This is a genomic window from Acinetobacter sp. UBA2581 (assembly GCF_002339435.1).
Taxonomy (GTDB): domain Bacteria; phylum Pseudomonadota; class Gammaproteobacteria; order Pseudomonadales; family Moraxellaceae; genus Acinetobacter; species Acinetobacter variabilis.
On record NZ_DDLD01000035.1, the window covers coordinates 1 to 16909 of the forward strand.

General features: G+C 42.7%; 16 protein-coding genes. 9 read left to right on the top strand and 7 right to left on the bottom strand.

Going from position 1 to position 16909, the window contains the following annotated elements; genetic code table 11:
• Positions 1–75: 75 nt before the first annotated feature.
• On the bottom strand, positions 76–2241 hold the full coding sequence (locus tag B3Q46_RS03875) for a TonB-dependent receptor family protein (RefSeq protein ID WP_208462504.1): 2166 nt from the start codon (positions 2239–2241) through the stop codon (positions 76–78).
• A 481-nt stretch (positions 2242–2722) separates the two neighbouring features.
• Entirely contained in the window at positions 2723–2926 is a 204-nt protein-coding gene (locus B3Q46_RS03880) for a hypothetical protein (RefSeq protein WP_208462514.1), read from the bottom strand.
• 345 nt (positions 2927–3271) lie between these two features.
• On the opposite strand from B3Q46_RS03880, the gene B3Q46_RS03885 reads away from it, so the two are divergent.
• The gene (locus B3Q46_RS03885; RefSeq protein WP_004785667.1) at positions 3272–3850 is read left to right on the top strand and encodes an ANTAR domain-containing response regulator; all 579 of its coding nucleotides are present in this window, start codon (positions 3272–3274) and stop codon (positions 3848–3850) included.
• A 10-nt stretch (positions 3851–3860) separates the two neighbouring features.
• A complete protein-coding gene (locus B3Q46_RS03890; protein ID WP_208462505.1) occupies positions 3861–4865 on the top strand; it encodes an ABC transporter substrate-binding protein in 1005 nt (334 codons plus the stop codon).
• 67 nt (positions 4866–4932) lie between these two features.
• Here the strand turns inward: B3Q46_RS03890 and mtlD are convergent, their stop codons facing one another.
• Positions 4933–7059, bottom strand: coding sequence for a bifunctional mannitol-1-phosphate dehydrogenase/phosphatase (mtlD, locus tag B3Q46_RS03895; RefSeq protein WP_208462506.1), 2127 nt, complete (start codon positions 7057–7059; stop codon positions 4933–4935).
• 318 nt (positions 7060–7377) lie between these two features.
• Here mtlD and B3Q46_RS03900 point away from each other — a divergent pair, with 318 nt between their 5' ends.
• The 5 genes from B3Q46_RS03900 (at position 7378) to B3Q46_RS03920 (ending at position 11506) form a co-directional block, all read left to right on the top strand.
• Entirely contained in the window at positions 7378–8322 is a 945-nt protein-coding gene (locus B3Q46_RS03900) for an ABC transporter permease (protein WP_208462507.1), read from the top strand.
• Positions 8322–9203 (top strand): ABC transporter ATP-binding protein, encoded by an 882-nt coding sequence (locus B3Q46_RS03905; protein WP_208462508.1) that lies wholly within the window; start codon positions 8322–8324, stop codon positions 9201–9203. Before B3Q46_RS03900 ends, B3Q46_RS03905 begins: the two co-directional genes overlap by 1 nt.
• A 79-nt stretch (positions 9204–9282) precedes the next feature.
• Entirely contained in the window at positions 9283–10290 is a 1008-nt protein-coding gene (locus tag B3Q46_RS03910) for an isopenicillin N synthase family dioxygenase (protein WP_208462509.1), read from the top strand.
• Positions 10287–11168, top strand: coding sequence for a hypothetical protein (locus B3Q46_RS03915; RefSeq protein ID WP_208462510.1), 882 nt, complete (start codon positions 10287–10289; stop codon positions 11166–11168). The genes B3Q46_RS03910 and B3Q46_RS03915 overlap by 4 nt, the downstream gene beginning before the upstream one ends.
• A gap of 8 nt (positions 11169–11176) precedes the next feature.
• Positions 11177–11506 carry a DMT family transporter gene (locus B3Q46_RS03920; protein WP_005235742.1) on the top strand — a complete coding sequence of 110 codons (330 nt, stop codon included), beginning with the start codon at positions 11177–11179 and terminating at the stop codon, positions 11504–11506.
• A gap of 263 nt (positions 11507–11769) precedes the next feature.
• On the opposite strand, the gene B3Q46_RS03925 is transcribed toward B3Q46_RS03920, so the two are convergent.
• From B3Q46_RS03925 to B3Q46_RS03940, 4 genes are read right to left on the bottom strand one after another with little or no spacing between them, the layout of a single operon-like run.
• Complete coding sequence (locus B3Q46_RS03925; RefSeq protein WP_208462511.1) at positions 11770–12792, bottom strand: ABC transporter substrate-binding protein; 1023 nt, start codon at positions 12790–12792, stop codon at positions 11770–11772.
• On the bottom strand, positions 12789–14597 hold the full coding sequence (gene atzF, locus B3Q46_RS03930) for an allophanate hydrolase (RefSeq protein WP_208462512.1): 1809 nt from the start codon (positions 14595–14597) through the stop codon (positions 12789–12791). Before atzF ends, B3Q46_RS03925 begins: the two co-directional genes overlap by 4 nt.
• Entirely contained in the window at positions 14594–15046 is a 453-nt protein-coding gene (locus tag B3Q46_RS03935) for a CopG family ribbon-helix-helix protein (RefSeq protein WP_208462513.1), read from the bottom strand. Before B3Q46_RS03935 ends, atzF begins: the two co-directional genes overlap by 4 nt.
• A complete protein-coding gene (locus tag B3Q46_RS03940; protein WP_286713596.1) occupies positions 15039–15161 on the bottom strand; it encodes a hypothetical protein in 123 nt (40 codons plus the stop codon). The genes B3Q46_RS03935 and B3Q46_RS03940 overlap by 8 nt, the downstream gene beginning before the upstream one ends.
• A gap of 620 nt (positions 15162–15781) precedes the next feature.
• Between B3Q46_RS03940 and B3Q46_RS03945 the strand changes: the two genes are divergently transcribed.
• Positions 15782–16249 carry a hypothetical protein gene (locus tag B3Q46_RS03945; RefSeq protein WP_286713598.1) on the top strand — a complete coding sequence of 156 codons (468 nt, stop codon included), beginning with the start codon at positions 15782–15784 and terminating at the stop codon, positions 16247–16249.
• Positions 16250–16783: an OmpA family protein gene (locus B3Q46_RS03950; protein ID WP_286713600.1), complete on the top strand. Its 534-nt coding sequence runs from the start codon at positions 16250–16252 to the stop codon at positions 16781–16783.
• The last annotated feature ends 126 nt before the right edge of the window (positions 16784–16909 follow it).

Sequence of the window (16909 nt, forward strand, 5' to 3'; positions counted from 1 at the left end):
CTTATTTCAGGACGGGACAAAGCTGACAATAAAAAAAGCGGGCAAAAATGCCCGCTTTTTTATGAAGTGATGATTTTAAAATTTAAACGACACACCTGCATAAGTCGAGAAGCCTTCACCCGGTGAAGATCGTGCTAGATCTGCACCTTTGTCGTCATAGCCTGGAATTACCACTGCTGCATATTTTTCATCGGTGATGTTCTTGAAGTTAACCCAGGCACTCCATGACTGATCTTCTGGCGCATATCCCAGATCAATACCCCAAATCTGATAATCATCACTGAAGCGGCTATTGGCATAATCATGTGCCATCTTCGATGCATATTCTGTATTTAGACCCACATAAAGACCGTTATTCAAGGCATAACTGAGCTGCGCCTGATAAAGATGTTTTGGAATTCCCGGCAGCTGGTTTTTGCCAAATAAAGGATCATTCTTATACTGGAAATCACTCAAAGTGTAAGCCTGACGTAGGCGAAGCTCACCCTGCTGTGATGCATACAATGGTGTATCCAGACTGAGTTCTACACCTTGATGAAGGGTTGGAGTTGCATTGGATTCAACGGCAATTGGTTCAGAAGGTCGTTCCGATCCATCCTCATAGGTTTTGATCAACTCTGAGGTTAATAACTCGTTTTTAACCTTGGAATAATAATAGCTCAGTGTCCAATCACCCCAGGCTGACTGACCCCTGCCACCCAGTTCTAAAGTATTTGCAGTTTGCGTGTCCAGATAAATAGGTTCACGTACCCGCCCTGAAGCGACACCACTGTCAAAATAATATGGTGAAGACCATGCCATTGCCCATGGATGTGCCGGTTCAATACTACGGCTTAAATTTGCAAACCATTGCAGCGTCTCATTTGGCTGATAAGTCAGGCCAATACGCGGTGCGAAATTCCATTCATAACGGCTAACTTCAGGACTGGCGACTGGGTAAGTCACTTCACTTTCACGGTGGGTATAGGCTGCTGCCAATCCAAGATCAAGCTTAAACTGATCATTCAACTGAGTTTCCTGATCAAATTGCAGCACATTGTCTGAACCACGATAAGTATAACGGCGTGTTACGGTATCTGCCGGATAAAGCGTGCCATCAATTGTAGTATCACGTCGAATTGTTTCGGTTACACCACTATCCGGACGGTGCGTGCTACTTCGAAAAGCAACTTTTCCTTGATGTTCAAGACCGAATAACTGATAAGGTTTCTCATACTGAACCCGCGCACTAATATCCTCATAATCGACATTGGTACGATAACTACTTTCACGTAGATCCAATGGATAATGATGATAAGCCAGACTACCGGTCAGTTTGGCATCATCCTGCAAGTTCCAGGTGGTAGTATTTGCCAGCCAGGTACTGCCCGGCTGAATCCGCTTGGCATCTACAGCCAGATTAAAATCATTGGCTGCTCCAGGATTATTCTTGAGCTGTTCCTGGGTAATGCGCCCCGGCGTTAAATGTTTGCTTTCACGGTAACGGGCATAAAAGCGGGTCTCAATATCTGGACTGATCTGATAACCCAGATTAAAAGCCAGACCTTTACCATCACTTTCGGCATGATCCTGAATCCCGTCAAACTGTGAGCCTGTCACTGCGAGATAATAATCTAACTTGTCGAGTTGTCGGCCAGTACTAAACTGGTACTTTTGATAGCCATGGCTACCCGTTTCATATTTTAATTCAGAGCCATTCTGCTCCGCACCAATCTTACTTTTATAGTTAATTGTTCCACCTAAGGACAATCCGCCCTGTTTTAAACCATTGGCACCACGGTACACCCCAACATGATCAATCCACCACGGTTCAAGCAGTTCATAAGCTGTACCACCCGGTCCGGTAAAGGGAATATCATCGATCATGACATAAGTTCCGGATGCATGTGCACCAGAAGTACGGTTAATGCCGGAACCACGGATAGAAATTTTGGCTCCTTCATTGCCCGGCGATTGGGCATAAATACCGGGCTGGAGACGGAAGACGTCATCAGTGGTTCCCAGACGCTGATGTTGTAACTGCTGATCTGAAATAAAGTTGGTTCCTCCCGAAACGCTGGCAAGTTCCGCCTCAGTCTCTTGCTGGGAATTTGTATTTTGCTCTGTGGTCACCACAATAGTGTCCAGTTGCTGAACACTATCCTGCACTAGCGTAGTTTCAGCATAAAGATGGCCTGAAAATGCCGACAGTATCATCAGGCTAAGCGGATTTTTCTTGAGAGGGATTTTTGTCATATTCATGGCGAATTTATACAATCCTGTATAAGTGATCCTGATCTGCTTTAGGACTTGGCTTAAAATTTAAGCTGTAGCATAAATGAAGCATGCAAAATTAAGCAGATATTTTCTGCCAAAATATCTGACTGGTGCGGCAATATTTTTAATTTTTTCTATACAAAAAATCTGTCAGTACTTTACAAGATCACAGACAGATTCATACAAGTTCTGACATCTAATTTATTAAGTATTTGTAATTTATAGATATGTATTTTTTTCTTGTAACCATCTAATTCGAGTTGGCAAAAAGTGATTTAAATTAAAAATTTTAAGGATATAAACAATATTCTGATTCATAAAGATCAGTTTAGTAGACAGGTTTCTAAACCAAAATCTAAGTTATAACTAGAAAATAGAATTCTTATTTTTTGAACTATGGCCTATAAATTTCAGTCAAAAAAGAAACCCTCCTGCTGGAGAGTTTCTTCATGTATTTTGGCTATCGTTATTTAGAGGCATTTTCGATTACTTGCGCTTGTAATGGTGCAGCTTGCTGGGTTTCGGCTGATTTTTTCTTGGTTTTCATTTCTGCCACTTTGGCCAGAGTTTTCTCGGTAAAGCGTAAACCACCGTCTTCTGCCATCACATTACCCGCCATCAAAAGACTGCTCATTACTACTAGCAGGGATGGTATAAGATGTAATTTCATGTCTATTCCACCTTTTTATTTTATAGTGGATTAAAAATAAGCAATTATTATTCCAATATTTTTATCTATATTTGATTTTTTATTTTTCCCGATCATCTTGATGAAATTAAAATTGATCTAAGCAATAAATTTTATATTCTTTATTGCCTTAAAACTCCTTCTTTTAGTGCGCTTATTTCAAGAACGCCTCATTTTAGTCAGATTAATTCGGACGTCTAAGTTCCTCTGCACTATTTTTATGACACTTTTAACCTGATCTCCTAATTTTTTGCACCAAATTGCATGGTATGTTTTTTGCATAAGTCCTCATGGAATATTCCCCGATGTACTAGCTAAAAATCTTGCATGTCTAAATTACGAATTGCCCTGATTGATGATGATCCAGAACGCGCTGAATTTATTCAGGCTTCTTTGCTTGCGCATGATTTTCATGTGGTGGCCTGTGTCATTCTGAACGACCTCAACATTGTTGATATTAAAAGCCTGCATGCCGATGTCATTCTGTTAAATATGGATCATCCTCATCGCGATATTATTGAAAGCTGCGTGAGTCAGTATGAATTACCTACGGTTCTGTTTACCCAAAATTCCAACAAGGACACCATCAGAAATGCCATTGATGCCGGAGTCACGGCATATATTGTGGACGGGATCGATCCAACCAAACTGGAAAATATTCTGGAAATATCGATTGAACAATTTCAGAAACATAAAAAACTGTTACATGACCTGAAGGAAACTCAGGAAAAATTAAGTGATCGCAGGGATATTGATAAAGCCAAAGTCCTGCTGATCCAGCTGCATGGACTGAGCGAAGAAGAAGCATTTGCCCTGTTGCGCAAAAATGCTATGAGCCACCGGATTACCATTGGCGATATGGCACGGCGCTTACTTGATGCACAAAAACTGTTATCCGGCCAATAAGGAGCATTCAATGACAACATTAGAAAAAACAGAACTCAATATTGGCTATATTCCACTGCTTGATTGTGTTGCCATTCTTTGGGCGGAGCGACAAGGTTATTTTACTGAACAGGGTTTAAAGGTAAACCTGATCCGTGAAGCCTCCTGGTCCAGCTTACGCGACCGTCTGGCCTATGGCTTTCTGGATGCAGCCCATTGCCTGTCTGCCATGCTTCCCGCGGCTGCTTTGGGCGCAGACCAGTTACAAGTCGCTTTGCAGACTCCCTTAGTCCTCAGTATCAATCAGGCATTTATCAGCTTAAGACAGGATCTGTGTTATGAACTGGGCATTCAGCCTGAAGATAATGAACAGATCACGTCGCAAAAGCTGGTCAGTGCCTTAAAGCAGCAACACAAAGTAGGTCTGGCACATGTTTATAAATATTCCATTCATCATTACTGTTTAAGAGAATGGCTGGCTTTAACTGATGCGCAATATGCCAAAAATATATTGCTCAAGACCTCACCACCCCCTTTAATGGTCAAAGGGATTGCAGCACAGATTTTTGATGGTTTTTGTGTGGGTGAACCTTGGAATATTCAAGCCAAGCTTGAAGGTTATAGCCTGATTGTCGCAGCCAGCCAAAATGTGATTCCTAAAGTGGCAGACAAAGTGCTGGCGATAACTCAGGAATGGGGCGAGTTGCATCCACTGACTGTAGAAGCATTAGTCACGGCTGTAAAAAAAGCCCAGATGGATTTAAAGCATGCTACCAATCTTTCTGAAGTTTGGGACATGCTGATGGATTATCAGATTATCCAGTTTGAATGTTCAGCTTCCCGACACGTATATGACTTCCATAAGATTCAGAATATTATCCGTAACCTTGCAGATGAAAATGTTGAGCCTCAATTCACCGATTTTATCTGGTTATTAGAGCAGATGGAAAAATGGGAAAATATTGATCTGTCCGCAGATGATCAGCAACAGATTGCCCAATCCTGTATTTATCAGCAAGAATCCACGACTGTATAAATTATAAATTTATAAACTTCCATAAAAAGACCCAGAATCGTTCTGGGTCTTTTTATTCACTGCTGATTTAGCTGAACGCTTGCTGTAAATCCAGTTGCATGAATTTCTGCAAGGACAATTTTCCAGCAATAATCTGATTGATGAATTGTGACATTTCATCATACAAGGTCTCATATAGCTGCGGTTCTAATGCCATATGTCTTAACTGGATTTGTAAATGCATCAACAGTTCCTGCTGCTCGCATTCACCCTGTTCCAGAGCATAGATATAGCCCAACACTGCGCCTTTTAAAACCACATCAAATGGCAAGCTATATTTAAGCAAGGTCGATAATGAACCCATAACCCGTTCATTGTGTTCCAGCTTTCTTAGAGGTTCTCGCCCTACACGTGCACATGGATCCTGATAAGCATAGGCACAGGATTCAGTGAAACTTTGCGCCAGACGTTCCAGATCTGAAGCATGCTTAGGAATCTGGTAGCAGAGACCATGCTTCACCTGCGCTAAGGCCTGCTGCATGAATTTTCTGACCGCATGATCTGACATAGCCACGCCAATGGTCTGATGACCGCGCAGGTTGGCATACCAGGCCATCATCGCATGCACACCATTCCATAAGCGGTTTTTAATCAGCTGGATATTGGCAATATCATCTACCAGAATCATCTGGCGCATTTTAGCCAATAATGGACTGTTATTTTCCACATAGATTGGCATATCCGTTTCGGCATTAAACAGAATCAGATCCATTGACTGCAGAATATGACTAGGCTGGAAATTACGGCGCAGGTCTTCAATATACAAGCCCGCCTGATGTTCCTGGTCTGCATTCAGGGCTGTAGAATCATCCAGATCCACTACGGACAGATCTTCATCCAGCTGATACTGCTTGAACATGTTGTATTTGATGCGCAGCTGACGGTACAGTTTCTGGTCGGACAGTTTGGAGACCATACGGTTCACCACTGTGTCACAGAAATAATGCTGATCCATAATGTGCTGCGCTGTCTGTTCATCCGTAATCTGTTTCAGACGGCTCAGAATCTGCTGCATCACCAGCTGTTTGGCCCCGATTTTATTCAGGATAATTAACAGCGTCAGCGGCTGTTCCTGCTGCTCGTAGGCCAAGTATCGCGCATATAAACCCTGTGCAATTACTTCTGCTTCAAAAACCAGAGCTTCCTCAGGGACACAGACTGCCACCAGACTGGATTCAATATACATGTTCTGCATTTGCTCCAGATCATGCGCATCAATCACACTCATATTTTCAATACGCTGGTCAAAAGAGTTCTGACCATAACGAATGCAATAGGTGCCAAACGCATTTACGGCAGATTGATAGAGTGGATTACGCGTTGAGGCAATAATTTTACGTGGACGTGTATAACCATCCCAGTGTGATAACACCTGAGCCAAATAACCACCGCCAATTGCACCGAAGCCGTGAATCCCGACCGTTAACTGATTCAGCGTTTGCGGAAATGCGGTCTCAAGTTCTGGCATTTCCAGAACAGGAACAAACTGGTTCAGGTCTGTCAGAAAATCTTCCATTGTTTCATAATAATACTGGGCTTCTGCCAGCATCGATTCATTCGGCGTTTTAATGTCTTTGAAAAGTACCGTCATACCACCTGCATCATAAGCAGATCGCAGGCCATTTTCGGAATCTTCAAACATCAGGCATTGAGCCGGACTTAAATTGATTTTTTCGGCTGCGCTGATAAAAATTTCTGGATGAGGTTTCCCCTGTTTAATCTCATCACCACACACCAGCACATCAAAAAATTTATAGACATTGGCATTGATCAGATATTCTTCTGCAATCGCACGTCGACTCGAAGTCGCCACAGCCATTTTTAGGCCTGCCTTGCGTAGGCGTTCCAGTACTTGTAATAAACCTTTTTTAATTGGAACACCATAATTGCGTACATGTTCTAGTTCCAGCACATCAGCACGCTGGCGGATCTCGGCATAAGGAACATCTTGTCCATAACGCTCTTTGGCCAGCTGCTCGGCACTACGGGCACTTAAGCCCAAACACTGCATTAAATAGTTTTCAGAAAATTCGACGCCGATCAGCTCACGCGAAGCTTGTTGCAAGGTTTGAAAGCGCAAACGTTCAGTATCAAACATGGTTCCATCCATATCGAAAATTGCGCCGTGTACGATTTGATTTTTAAATTCTAGCATTGCTCCCCTTTTATAATTCAATGAGTTAAGAAGTGGACAATACCTTAAGGAAAATAAGAGATTAAATAAACCGATGTAAAGATATGAAATAGTTCTGACTATAAATTAATCAATAAAGACTAAAATATGATTATTTATGTTTCTGTATGTAATCAAACTGTTAACTTAAGTAAATTATTGGTCCTGCCTATCAGTTTAAATTTTTCTTTTGAAATATCAGGTTATTTTATCATTTTGAATGTTTCTGCTTATCATGGCATTCATTTTGCTTAATCAGTATTACGTTTTATAAAAATTGTAATATTGAGGGGCAACACTATGAGTTACGTTGCACGTGAACTCAGTCAAAGAAATAAAATACTGTTTGGCTTGGGGTCATTTTTAATACCAATTCTGATCTGGTGTGCAGTCAGTTATTTGCCATTTATCTGGCATCCACAAGTCCAGATTGCCGATTCAGGCAGCGTTAGCTATTTACAGGTCGGTAGTCGTATTGATAAGGATATCTTTTTCTCTGCTGCGCAATCCGCAGTGGATCAAGGTCTGGCGCCGCCCCAAGGTATTCTGGTTAATCCGATCTATCTGCCTGCCCCGCATGAAGTGGCGATCGCATTGGTTACTGCATTTACCACAGAACCTGCTCAAGCCAATGCACCGTGGTTTCATGAAAGCCTGTGGCATAGTATCAAACTGGTGTTTACGGCCTTCTTTATTTCTTCCCTGATCGGTATTCCACTCGGTATCTTATGTGGCTTCTCTAATAAAATTTCCCAACTCACGGAGGCATTTGTCGAATTTTTCCGTTATCTGCCAGCCCCAGCCTTTGGTGCGCTTGCGGTGGCTATTTTAGGCATCAACGATGCACCAAAAGTAGCCATCATTGTGATTGGCACCTTGTTCCAGCAAATCCTGATTATTGCCAATACCACACGACTGGTGGATCGCAGTCTGATTGAAGCCGGTTTTACCCTGGGTACTAATAAATTAAAAAGCCTGTTTCATGTGGTTATTCCAGCAGCCCTTCCTGAAATCTACCGCAACCTGCGCGTACTGCTCGGCTGGGCATGGACTTACCTGATCGTAGCTGAACTGATCGGTAGCACGTCTGGTATTACCTGGTTTATTACCCAGCAGGCCCGTTATCAGAATTTTGACAATGTCTTTGCAGCAATCCTGATCATTGGGGTAATTGGTCTGCTCTGTGACGTGATTTTAATGAAATTGGGACAACGCTTATTTAAATGGAAACCGGGAGCAAACTGATGCAAAACTCTGAATTTAATACCCGCGAATACTTTGACAAGATTTATAGCCGTCCGGTCATCCTGGAAGCCAAACAGCTCACTCAATCCTTTAAGCATGGCAAAACTGAACGCACCATTTTAAATGGCATTGATCTGAAAATTCATAAACGTGAGTTTATCTGTGTGATTGGTCCATCGGGTTGCGGTAAATCGACCTTTAGCCGTGTTGTGGCTGGGCTTGATCCTTATACCAGCGGTGAAATTCTGGTGGATGGCAAGCCGATTACTGGCCCAAGCCCGGAACGTGGCATGGTGTTTCAGGGCTATACCCTGTTTCCATGGAAGACCGTGAAAGAAAACATCATGTTTGGCCCGAAAATGAAAGGTCAAAGTAATGCTTCTGCTGAAGCGCAGGCACGTGAATGGATCAACATCATTGGCTTGGAAAAATATCAGGATCAGTATCCGCATCAACTTTCAGGCGGGATGAAGCAACGTGTGGCGATTGCCCGCGCCTTGGTCAATGAACCCAAAGTGTTGCTGATGGATGAACCTTTTGGTGCACTGGATCCGCATACGCGCCAAAAAATGCAGCGTCACCTGATGGATCTGTGGCAAAACATCGACATTACCATCATTTTCGTGACCCACGATATGGATGAAGCCATCTTGCTGGCAGACCGGATTGTGGCGCTGAAAGCCAATCCAGGTGAAATCAAAGAAATTATTGAAGTGGATTTACCACGTCCACGCCATCCAGATCTGATGCTGACTCTGGAATTTAAACAGCTTCGCGAGCACGTCAATCATCTGGTACATGCACAGGAGGATGAGCTGGATCCTGCACTAGCCGATCTTCCAGAAATTCCACGCTTGACCAAAGTCAGCACGAGCAAATAATCCATTTTTAAAAAGAGCCTTTGGGACGACCCAAAGGTTTTAATCGCTGTGTTGGACGACCAACAATAAGGTGATTGCAATGCAAGACCAATACGTACTCCCACTCGTCGATATTTCTAAAATGCAAAGTCCGCATCTGGCCGATCGTCTTGAAGTTGCGGCAGCTTTAGACCAGGCCTGCAAAGATGTTGGATTCCTTTATCTTAAATGGGATCAGTTTAATTTTGATTATGCCACGTCACTGGTTGAACTGGCCAAATCCTATTTCGAGCAGGATCTGGACACAAAAATGCAGCACTATATTGGCAAATCCAGTAACCATAGCGGTTATGTGCCAATTGGTGAGGAACAGTTCGCGGGCAACAGTTATGACCTCAAAGAAGCCTATGATGTGAATTATGACTATCCAGGTTCTAGAACAGACTGCCCATTGCTAGGCCCAACCTTATGGCCTGATCATCCAAATTTTAAAGCCATTGTCAGCCAATATTACGGTCACTTGCGCACCATTAGCGAACAGATTTTTTCTGCTTTTGCCCTAGCTCTCGGTGTTAAAGAGGATTTTTTCGCCGATAAAATTAATGATGCGCCAAGTCAATTGCGCCTGATTCATTATCCGTACAATCCGGATATCAAAGATGCCGAAGGCATCGGTGCACATACTGACTATGAATGCTTTACCTTACTATTACCAACTGCGCCAGGTTTGCAGGTGCTGAACAAATCCGGTGAATGGATTGATATTCCACTCATCGAAAATACGCTGGTGATGAACATTGGGGACATGATGGAAATCCTGTCCAATGGCAAATACCTGGCAACCAAACACCGCGTAAAAAAAGTATCCGAAGAACGTTACTCCTTCCCGCTGTTTTGTGCCTGTAACTATGACACCGTGATTGAACCGGTAGTACACACTAATGATTCCAAATATAAACCTTTGATTGGTGGTGAACATCTATTTAACCAGACTGCACAAACGTTCCAGTATCTAAAACGACGCATTGCTGCAGGTGAGCTGGTCCTAAAAAATGCCGTTCCGCTGTCTTCTTTTGGTTTAAATAAAAAAGCGGAGGCAGCATCATGAATCTGTTAGAAGCCATGAAAACTTTAACGCCAACTACTACTCAACCTGAAGTTATTCCGAGCTTTTTATATGGGGCATTTCGCAGGAAAAGCATCAGCTTCTTTAATGGCCTGACCGATCAAAACACCATTGTGTATTGGTTCCAGTCACGCAGCTTTACCATTGATCTGCGCCTGAAAAGTCAGAACGATACATCAGTGACAGAACGTCAGGGCTGGATTGGCAATACGGTATGGGATGATGCAACGCAGCTCTTGTCTTGGGAAGTTGAAGACTATGCCAATTATCAAAATCATGTGCAGTGGCCTGAACCCGCAAAACTGCACGCGATCGGGAACTGCATTCTGGAATTTTCACCGAGCAATGTCTATGTTGAAGACTGGCGTCAGCAAGTGAAGAAAGGCCTGTTCTTAGGCCTACGCCTAGAATCTGCGATAGATGTGCAATCAGGTACAAAGCTGCAAATGGATGGCGGTCTGATCATTTGTGATGATCATATTGCCTACGCCCTGACCCGCTTGCCAGAGGTGCAATCTCAAGTTGCAGAACTAGATATCAAGTCAGCCGATGCTACTTCATTTGATCTATTAGAAAGCTTCGAAGTCTCTATTGGTACTCAGGGCTTCAGTAAAATCTACAGCACCCGTACTGGTGAAACAGGTCATGACTTTGACCTGGACAATTTTGAAATTCTGGATGTAACCCATCTGGTCCAGCATGTAGAAGTTGAGGGCCGCGCAATTGATCTGATTTTTGAGATTGATATCTACCAACCTGAATATGAGTTTCAGCACATGACCACCACGACTGCAGAAGCAGCACAGTGGATGAGCGCAGAACAGAGTCACCTGCTCCATCATGCAGAACGAGTGTTATAAGGAGAAATATGGCTTTTTTATATCTGTCGATTGCCATCATTGCAGAAGTGATCGCGACTTCTGCATTGAAAGCATCCAATGGCTTTAGTGTACTTTGGCCTTCGCTGGCCACTATTTTAGGATATGCAGTTGCCTTATTTTTCTTGTCACTGACCATGAAAACCATTCCAATGGGCATTGCTTATGCGATCTGGTCTGGTGCAGGCATTATCCTGATTTCTACTGTCGGGCTGCTGGTGTTCAAGCAGCAACTGGATATTCCGGCACTGATTGGTCTGTCTTTTATGATTGTGGGAATTATTTTTATTAATGTCTTTTCCAAAAGTGTTGAACTTTAATTTTTATATTTTTTAATAGATCTTTTTCATAAATCAAAAAATGATTGTTATATTCATATTTAAATGGATATTGAAAGTTCCTTCTCCCTCTGGGAGAAGGTTAGGATGAGGGATATTTCTTAGATATAACCCCTCCCTAACCCTCTCCTACAAGAAGAGGGGAATTTCATTTTAATGATTAAAAAATGATTTATGAAAGAACCCTAATGATATATACAAAAAAATCCCCGAAACCGGGGAGTTTTTATGAACTCAATCAGATTTTATTTCAGCTCTTGTACCAGCGTTGGAACAATCACACTATCCACATTCATTTCAGTGCTATAAATGCCATTGGTAACGTTGAACTTGTTGACGTGATAGCTTGAACCATAGATCGAATCGAAACCATCACCTTTGGTAAAGACTTTCTTGTTGGCTTCCAGATCCAGCAAGTGAGTACCATCTACAAATTGCATATAGGCCTTGGCATCAACACCGACACGTTTCGACATGATTTCTACAGCATCTGCACGTGTTGCCGGGTCATTGATATATTTAACAGTTTTATCCCAAACCTGAATGACCTTTTTCCATTGCTCTTTATTGGCTTGCAGATGCGCAGGATTCACGGTTAAAGTGTCATAAATCAGCCCAGCTTTATCTTTAGAGCTGAAAATAATTTTTGACCCGGCAACCGCAGATAAGGCCTGATTCGCGACTGGCTGCCATACTGCAATCGCATCAATATCCGCTGTTGCAAAGACCTGTGGTAATTCATTGGTCATGGTATTGACCAGTTTCACTTCATTCAGTTTAACCTTTGCATCATCCAGAGCAGTTGATAGCAGCAAGTGATCGACCAGACCTTTTTCAGTGGCAACCGTTTTACCGCGTAAATCCTGAATCGAGTTAATTCCATTCTTGGCAATGATCACGTCATTTCCAGCTGAATAATCCGTCGCCAGAATCATCACGCCTTTAGTACCACCAGAGCCAGTCACCAGATTATCACCATTGGTTACCATGACTGCATCCAGCTGATTTGCGGCAAAGGCAGACAATGAAGCTGAATAGTCAAACCATTTAAAATCTGCATTCACACCTGCTTCTTTTAACCAGCCTTTTTCAATCGCCACTTGCCAAGCTACCCAACCTGGCCAGTCGCTATAGCCGATACGAATCGGCTGAGTATTCACACTGCCTTTGGCCTGACCAGATGATTCTGGAACTTTCGCCGTATTGTCACAACCGCTCATAAAAATTGCGCAGCAAACAGATGCTGCTAAAGTTACTTTCTTGATCATTGTGCGATTTCCCCTATGCAATTACATTTAAAACGTGTATTTGAAAGTTGTTTTGATTTAATAAAGTCTCGCCAGCCACCAAAATGACTGATGTCAGTTGCATCTTCAAGCGCATAGCCTTCGCAGATAAAACCTTTAACCCAACTGTCATCTGCCAGCTGTACATTGCCAATGCCCAGCGGTGCTGGAACTTCTGCTACGATCTGACCAAAGTTGGCAAATGGAATATCCCAGACTTCCACTTCGATCTCTTGACCTTTACTGTGGTATTGCAGGCCCGGTTTTGGTGGGGTGGTATTTTTTAAGGCAAACAGTTTGTAGCTGGCTGCAGTTTTTGTTTTTTGCACTAAAGTGCCGCCACGTGTGGTGAGCTGGAAGTTCAGTGGCATACCAGTCAGGTGCGCACCGACGACTGCTAGTTTTACTGCATGCTGTGACTGAATCTGACAGGTTGGTTTATAGGTTTTTTGCGACGTACCCAAGGTTAGAGCAGTTGCCTGCTGCCAGATCTGACCGAAGTTTGCCAGAGCCTGATCCATCCAGGCGAGTGCAATAAAGGTCACGCCACTTGGCAAGCCATCGGCACGAATTGCATTAGGCAGTGCCAAAGCCGATAAATCCGCAAAATTCACGAAGTTGGTATAAGCGCCCATATGGCTGTTTTTCACCAGTGGATCGGCTTCTACATCAGCAATCTTGTAGATGGTAGGCGCTGTTGGCACCATCAAGGCATCAAAGTCTGCCAGTGCCAGATTAATCTGACGAGCCAATTGCGCTCGTTCATATTCCGCCTGCATCATATCGACAGCATTAAAGTTGTCTGCCTGACTGATGATCTGGTTGATCACCGGATGGGTCACCTCACGAGAAACCAGTTTTTCAACAGCGTTGGTCCGTTCTGCTACCCAAGCCTTGTTATACAGTGCTGAAGCCAGCTGATTGAAAATGCTGAAATCAATGGCTTCAACTGCATAACCCAGCTGTTTTACACGAGTAATTGCCAATTCAAAGGCTTTTTCAGTTTCAGCATCGCCATAGAATTCCAGTTGTGCCGGAATCGCGATTTTGCCTTTGGAAAATTGGGTTGGCACATTGGCTGGATGCTGGCGTGAATATTCATCTGTCGCGTCATAGCCTTGCATAATCTGCGCAACTTGCCAGGCATCATCAATAGTCAAGGCAAAGACTGAAATCACATCAATAGTGCGGCACGCTGGCACCAGACCTGTGGTAGAAAACCAGCCTTTGGTGGGTTTTAAGCCAACAATATTGTTATGTCCTGCCGGTACACGACCTGAACCCGCCGTATCGGTACCTAAACTAAAAGGCACCTGACCATTCGCCACTGCCACCGATGAACCAGAGCTTGAACCGCCACTGATATATTCCGGATTAAAGCTGTTTTTCACTGCGCCGTAGGGTGAACGCACTCCAACTAAGCCAGTCGCAAACTGGTCCAAGTTGGTTTTACCTACGACAATAGCCCCTGCTGCTTTTAATTTAGCCACCACCGTCGCATCGCTGGTTGCCAGATAAGTGGCTTCCTTGCAGGCTGCAGTAGTATAAAAACCGGCAACATCAATATTGTCTTTGACTGCGAATGGAATGCCGTAGAGTGGCAATTCGGCTAGTGATTTTCCTGTTAAGGCATCAATTTGTGCTTGTAATTGTTCTGCAGATGTAATTGAAATCCAGGCATGATCATCATTTTGAAATGATGCAACATAATCGATCAGGTCCTGTAACTGAATCTGCTGCTGTTGGTAGGCGTTCTGCCAGTCTTGAATTGTCCATAAAGTATTCATGACAATACTCCTTTATTGGTATTTTGGGGAATGGGAGGCATCACGGCATCCATCAGTTCCAGGTGTCCTTTGAGCACTCCTTTTAATGCAATAAATTGTTCGCTAATTTCTTTTAAATCACTGCTTACACCCTGCATCAGCATCACTTGCAGGACTTTCTGATCATCCAGCTGGATATGCAGCGAGCTGATCACCTGTTCCAGATATTGCTGTTGCAAATCGACCAATTGGGAACGTAACGGTTTCAGGCTGACGTCATAAACCAGCGTCAGCGTACCGACCATCACTTCATCACGAGAAACCAGTTCATCAATCAGGTGGCGGTTAATCATGTCGACAATGGCCTGCGAGCGGCTTTCATAATGTTGCTCGACAATTTTCTGATCCATGGCCTGTAAGGTGGTTTCCGGCACGGTGATACTGATTCGTGCCAATTTCGGTTTAGGCACGTCTGCTTTCCTTGAGTGAATCCTGTTTGACATAAAGCCCGGCGCGAACGCTGAGCAGTTCAATTAAAAATTGGGCAAATGGATGCAGCTTGGATTTTTTGATTTGATTATTCATGCGCATCTCCTCGGTATTACTGAATGTAAATTTCGTATTACTTAAGGAAATGCAGAAAGTGTGCCAGTTTTGGCTTATGGAAATGTAAGGAATAAACTTTTATATAAAAGGACGAAAAAAAGCCCCATAACATGGAAATGGGGCTTGATTTAAAGCAAAGTAAGTGGAGTATTTCATCAGTTTTTCCATTTTGATGCTCATGTCCTTGCTATTGTTTTTATACATGAATGGATAACTGATTTTTGTGGTTGAGTGATCAAGTGTATTGCTCTCCTCTTTTTATACTGTATATAAATAAAAGCATAAAACATGCCACCTTTATAAATAATGAGCGCTTTTATTAATCAATAGAGAATCAATAAGTTATAAAAATTAAAAAATACTTAAAAAATATGCGTAAAATCTTTATGCGCCAAGAGTGATCAAACTTGCACCAAAACGATATCAAAATAGGGATTCATGGTACAGTTTTCGGTAATGGAATCTTCACCAATTATTCTTCTCTAGCTTTAATTATGAATGCTAAAACCACTCAGATTTAGGTTTCGATTAAAATTCGCACTACAGGCTAATTTCTATACAATAAATTCCACAAAAATGCCGAAAAATAAGGAAATTTAATGAAGACTTCCACTCTCCTTCGTACTACCATTCTTTGTACGCCTTTTATTTTTGCGGCATGTAGCAAAACCGAGCAAGCAGAAACCTCCAAAACCGAAATCCAGCAGGAAGACACCACGCAAGCTGCCGAAACTGCACAGACACAAGCTTTTGACATCAGTAAAATACCACTCAGCACAGCGACACTCGGTGACTTTCCTTATATTGCCCTGCCAGACGGTTATATCTATCAAAATACCGAGCAGCGCAATTTTGAGCGTGTTCCATTCTGGACAGGACAGCAACTGGAATGGGTCGAAGGACAATTATTCAGCTCAGGCATTACCTCGAAACCGGAATATAAAGAAGGCAATTTTTTGGAAATTCAGCGTAATCTGGAGAGTGTGATCAAGGATTTGGGCGGTGTAGAAATTGTTAATAGCCAGATTCCAAAAGGCATCATCGAGAAAATTCCGAAGGATTTTTAGGTGCAATATTATGCGGGTCTGGGTGATATTTTTAACTACCCAACCAAAACTTATGTGGTTCGTCAGGAGGATAAGACCACATGGTTCCAGCTGACCCAATCTGGCAATTATATTTCGCTAATGGTGGCTGAATCTAAACCTTTAAATATGACTGCCAAAGTGCTGACATCGAGTGCACTAAAGCAAAGTCTGGATCAGGACAATAAAGTGAGCGTACAGATTAACTTTGCGACGGATAAAGCAGAGATTTTACCGGAATCGCAAACGCAAATTGAGCAGATTGTTACCTTGTTAAAAGACAACCCGGATTTAAAACTGGGTATTTATGGTCATACCGACAATACCAGTGATGCCACACATAACTTAAAGCTGTCTGATCAGCGTGCGCAAAGTGTAGTTGCTGCCTTGACTAAAGCAGGTATTGAAAGCAGCCGTTTAACCGCTAAAGGTTTTGGGGTTACTCAGCCTGTTGCAGATAATGCAATTGAAGATGGTAAGGCGAAGAATCGTCGGGTGGAGTTGGTGAAGTTATAAGTTAAAAATGTCAAAAATAAAAAAAACCACCTTAAGGTGGCTTTTTTTATAAATAATACTTCTTTACAATCAATTTAATAATTAAGTAATTGTTCTTTAAAACTATATTAAATTAAGGGAAAGTGA

Bases quoted from the DNA above. Each gene is read 5' to 3' on its own strand.
- B3Q46_RS03875 (WP_208462504.1), bottom strand. From the start codon at position 2,241: ATGAATATGACAAAAATCCCTCTCAAGAAAAATCCGCTTAGCCTGATG.
- B3Q46_RS03880 (WP_208462514.1), bottom strand. From the start codon at position 2,926: ATGAAATTACATCTTATACCATCCCTGCTAGTAGTAATGAGCAGTCTT.
- B3Q46_RS03885 (WP_004785667.1), top strand. From the start codon at position 3,272: ATGTCTAAATTACGAATTGCCCTGATTGATGATGATCCAGAACGCGCT.
- B3Q46_RS03890 (WP_208462505.1), top strand. From the start codon at position 3,861: ATGACAACATTAGAAAAAACAGAACTCAATATTGGCTATATTCCACTG.
- mtlD (WP_208462506.1), bottom strand. From the start codon at position 7,059: ATGCTAGAATTTAAAAATCAAATCGTACACGGCGCAATTTTCGATATG.
- B3Q46_RS03900 (WP_208462507.1), top strand. From the start codon at position 7,378: ATGAGTTACGTTGCACGTGAACTCAGTCAAAGAAATAAAATACTGTTT.
- B3Q46_RS03905 (WP_208462508.1), top strand. From the start codon at position 8,322: ATGCAAAACTCTGAATTTAATACCCGCGAATACTTTGACAAGATTTAT.
- B3Q46_RS03910 (WP_208462509.1), top strand. From the start codon at position 9,283: ATGCAAGACCAATACGTACTCCCACTCGTCGATATTTCTAAAATGCAA.
- B3Q46_RS03915 (WP_208462510.1), top strand. From the start codon at position 10,287: ATGAATCTGTTAGAAGCCATGAAAACTTTAACGCCAACTACTACTCAA.
- B3Q46_RS03920 (WP_005235742.1), top strand. From the start codon at position 11,177: ATGGCTTTTTTATATCTGTCGATTGCCATCATTGCAGAAGTGATCGCG.
- B3Q46_RS03925 (WP_208462511.1), bottom strand. From the start codon at position 12,792: ATGATCAAGAAAGTAACTTTAGCAGCATCTGTTTGCTGCGCAATTTTT.
- atzF (WP_208462512.1), bottom strand. From the start codon at position 14,597: ATGAATACTTTATGGACAATTCAAGACTGGCAGAACGCCTACCAACAG.
- B3Q46_RS03940 (WP_286713596.1), bottom strand. From the start codon at position 15,161: ATGAATAATCAAATCAAAAAATCCAAGCTGCATCCATTTGCCCAATTT.
- B3Q46_RS03945 (WP_286713598.1), top strand. From the start codon at position 15,782: ATGAAGACTTCCACTCTCCTTCGTACTACCATTCTTTGTACGCCTTTT.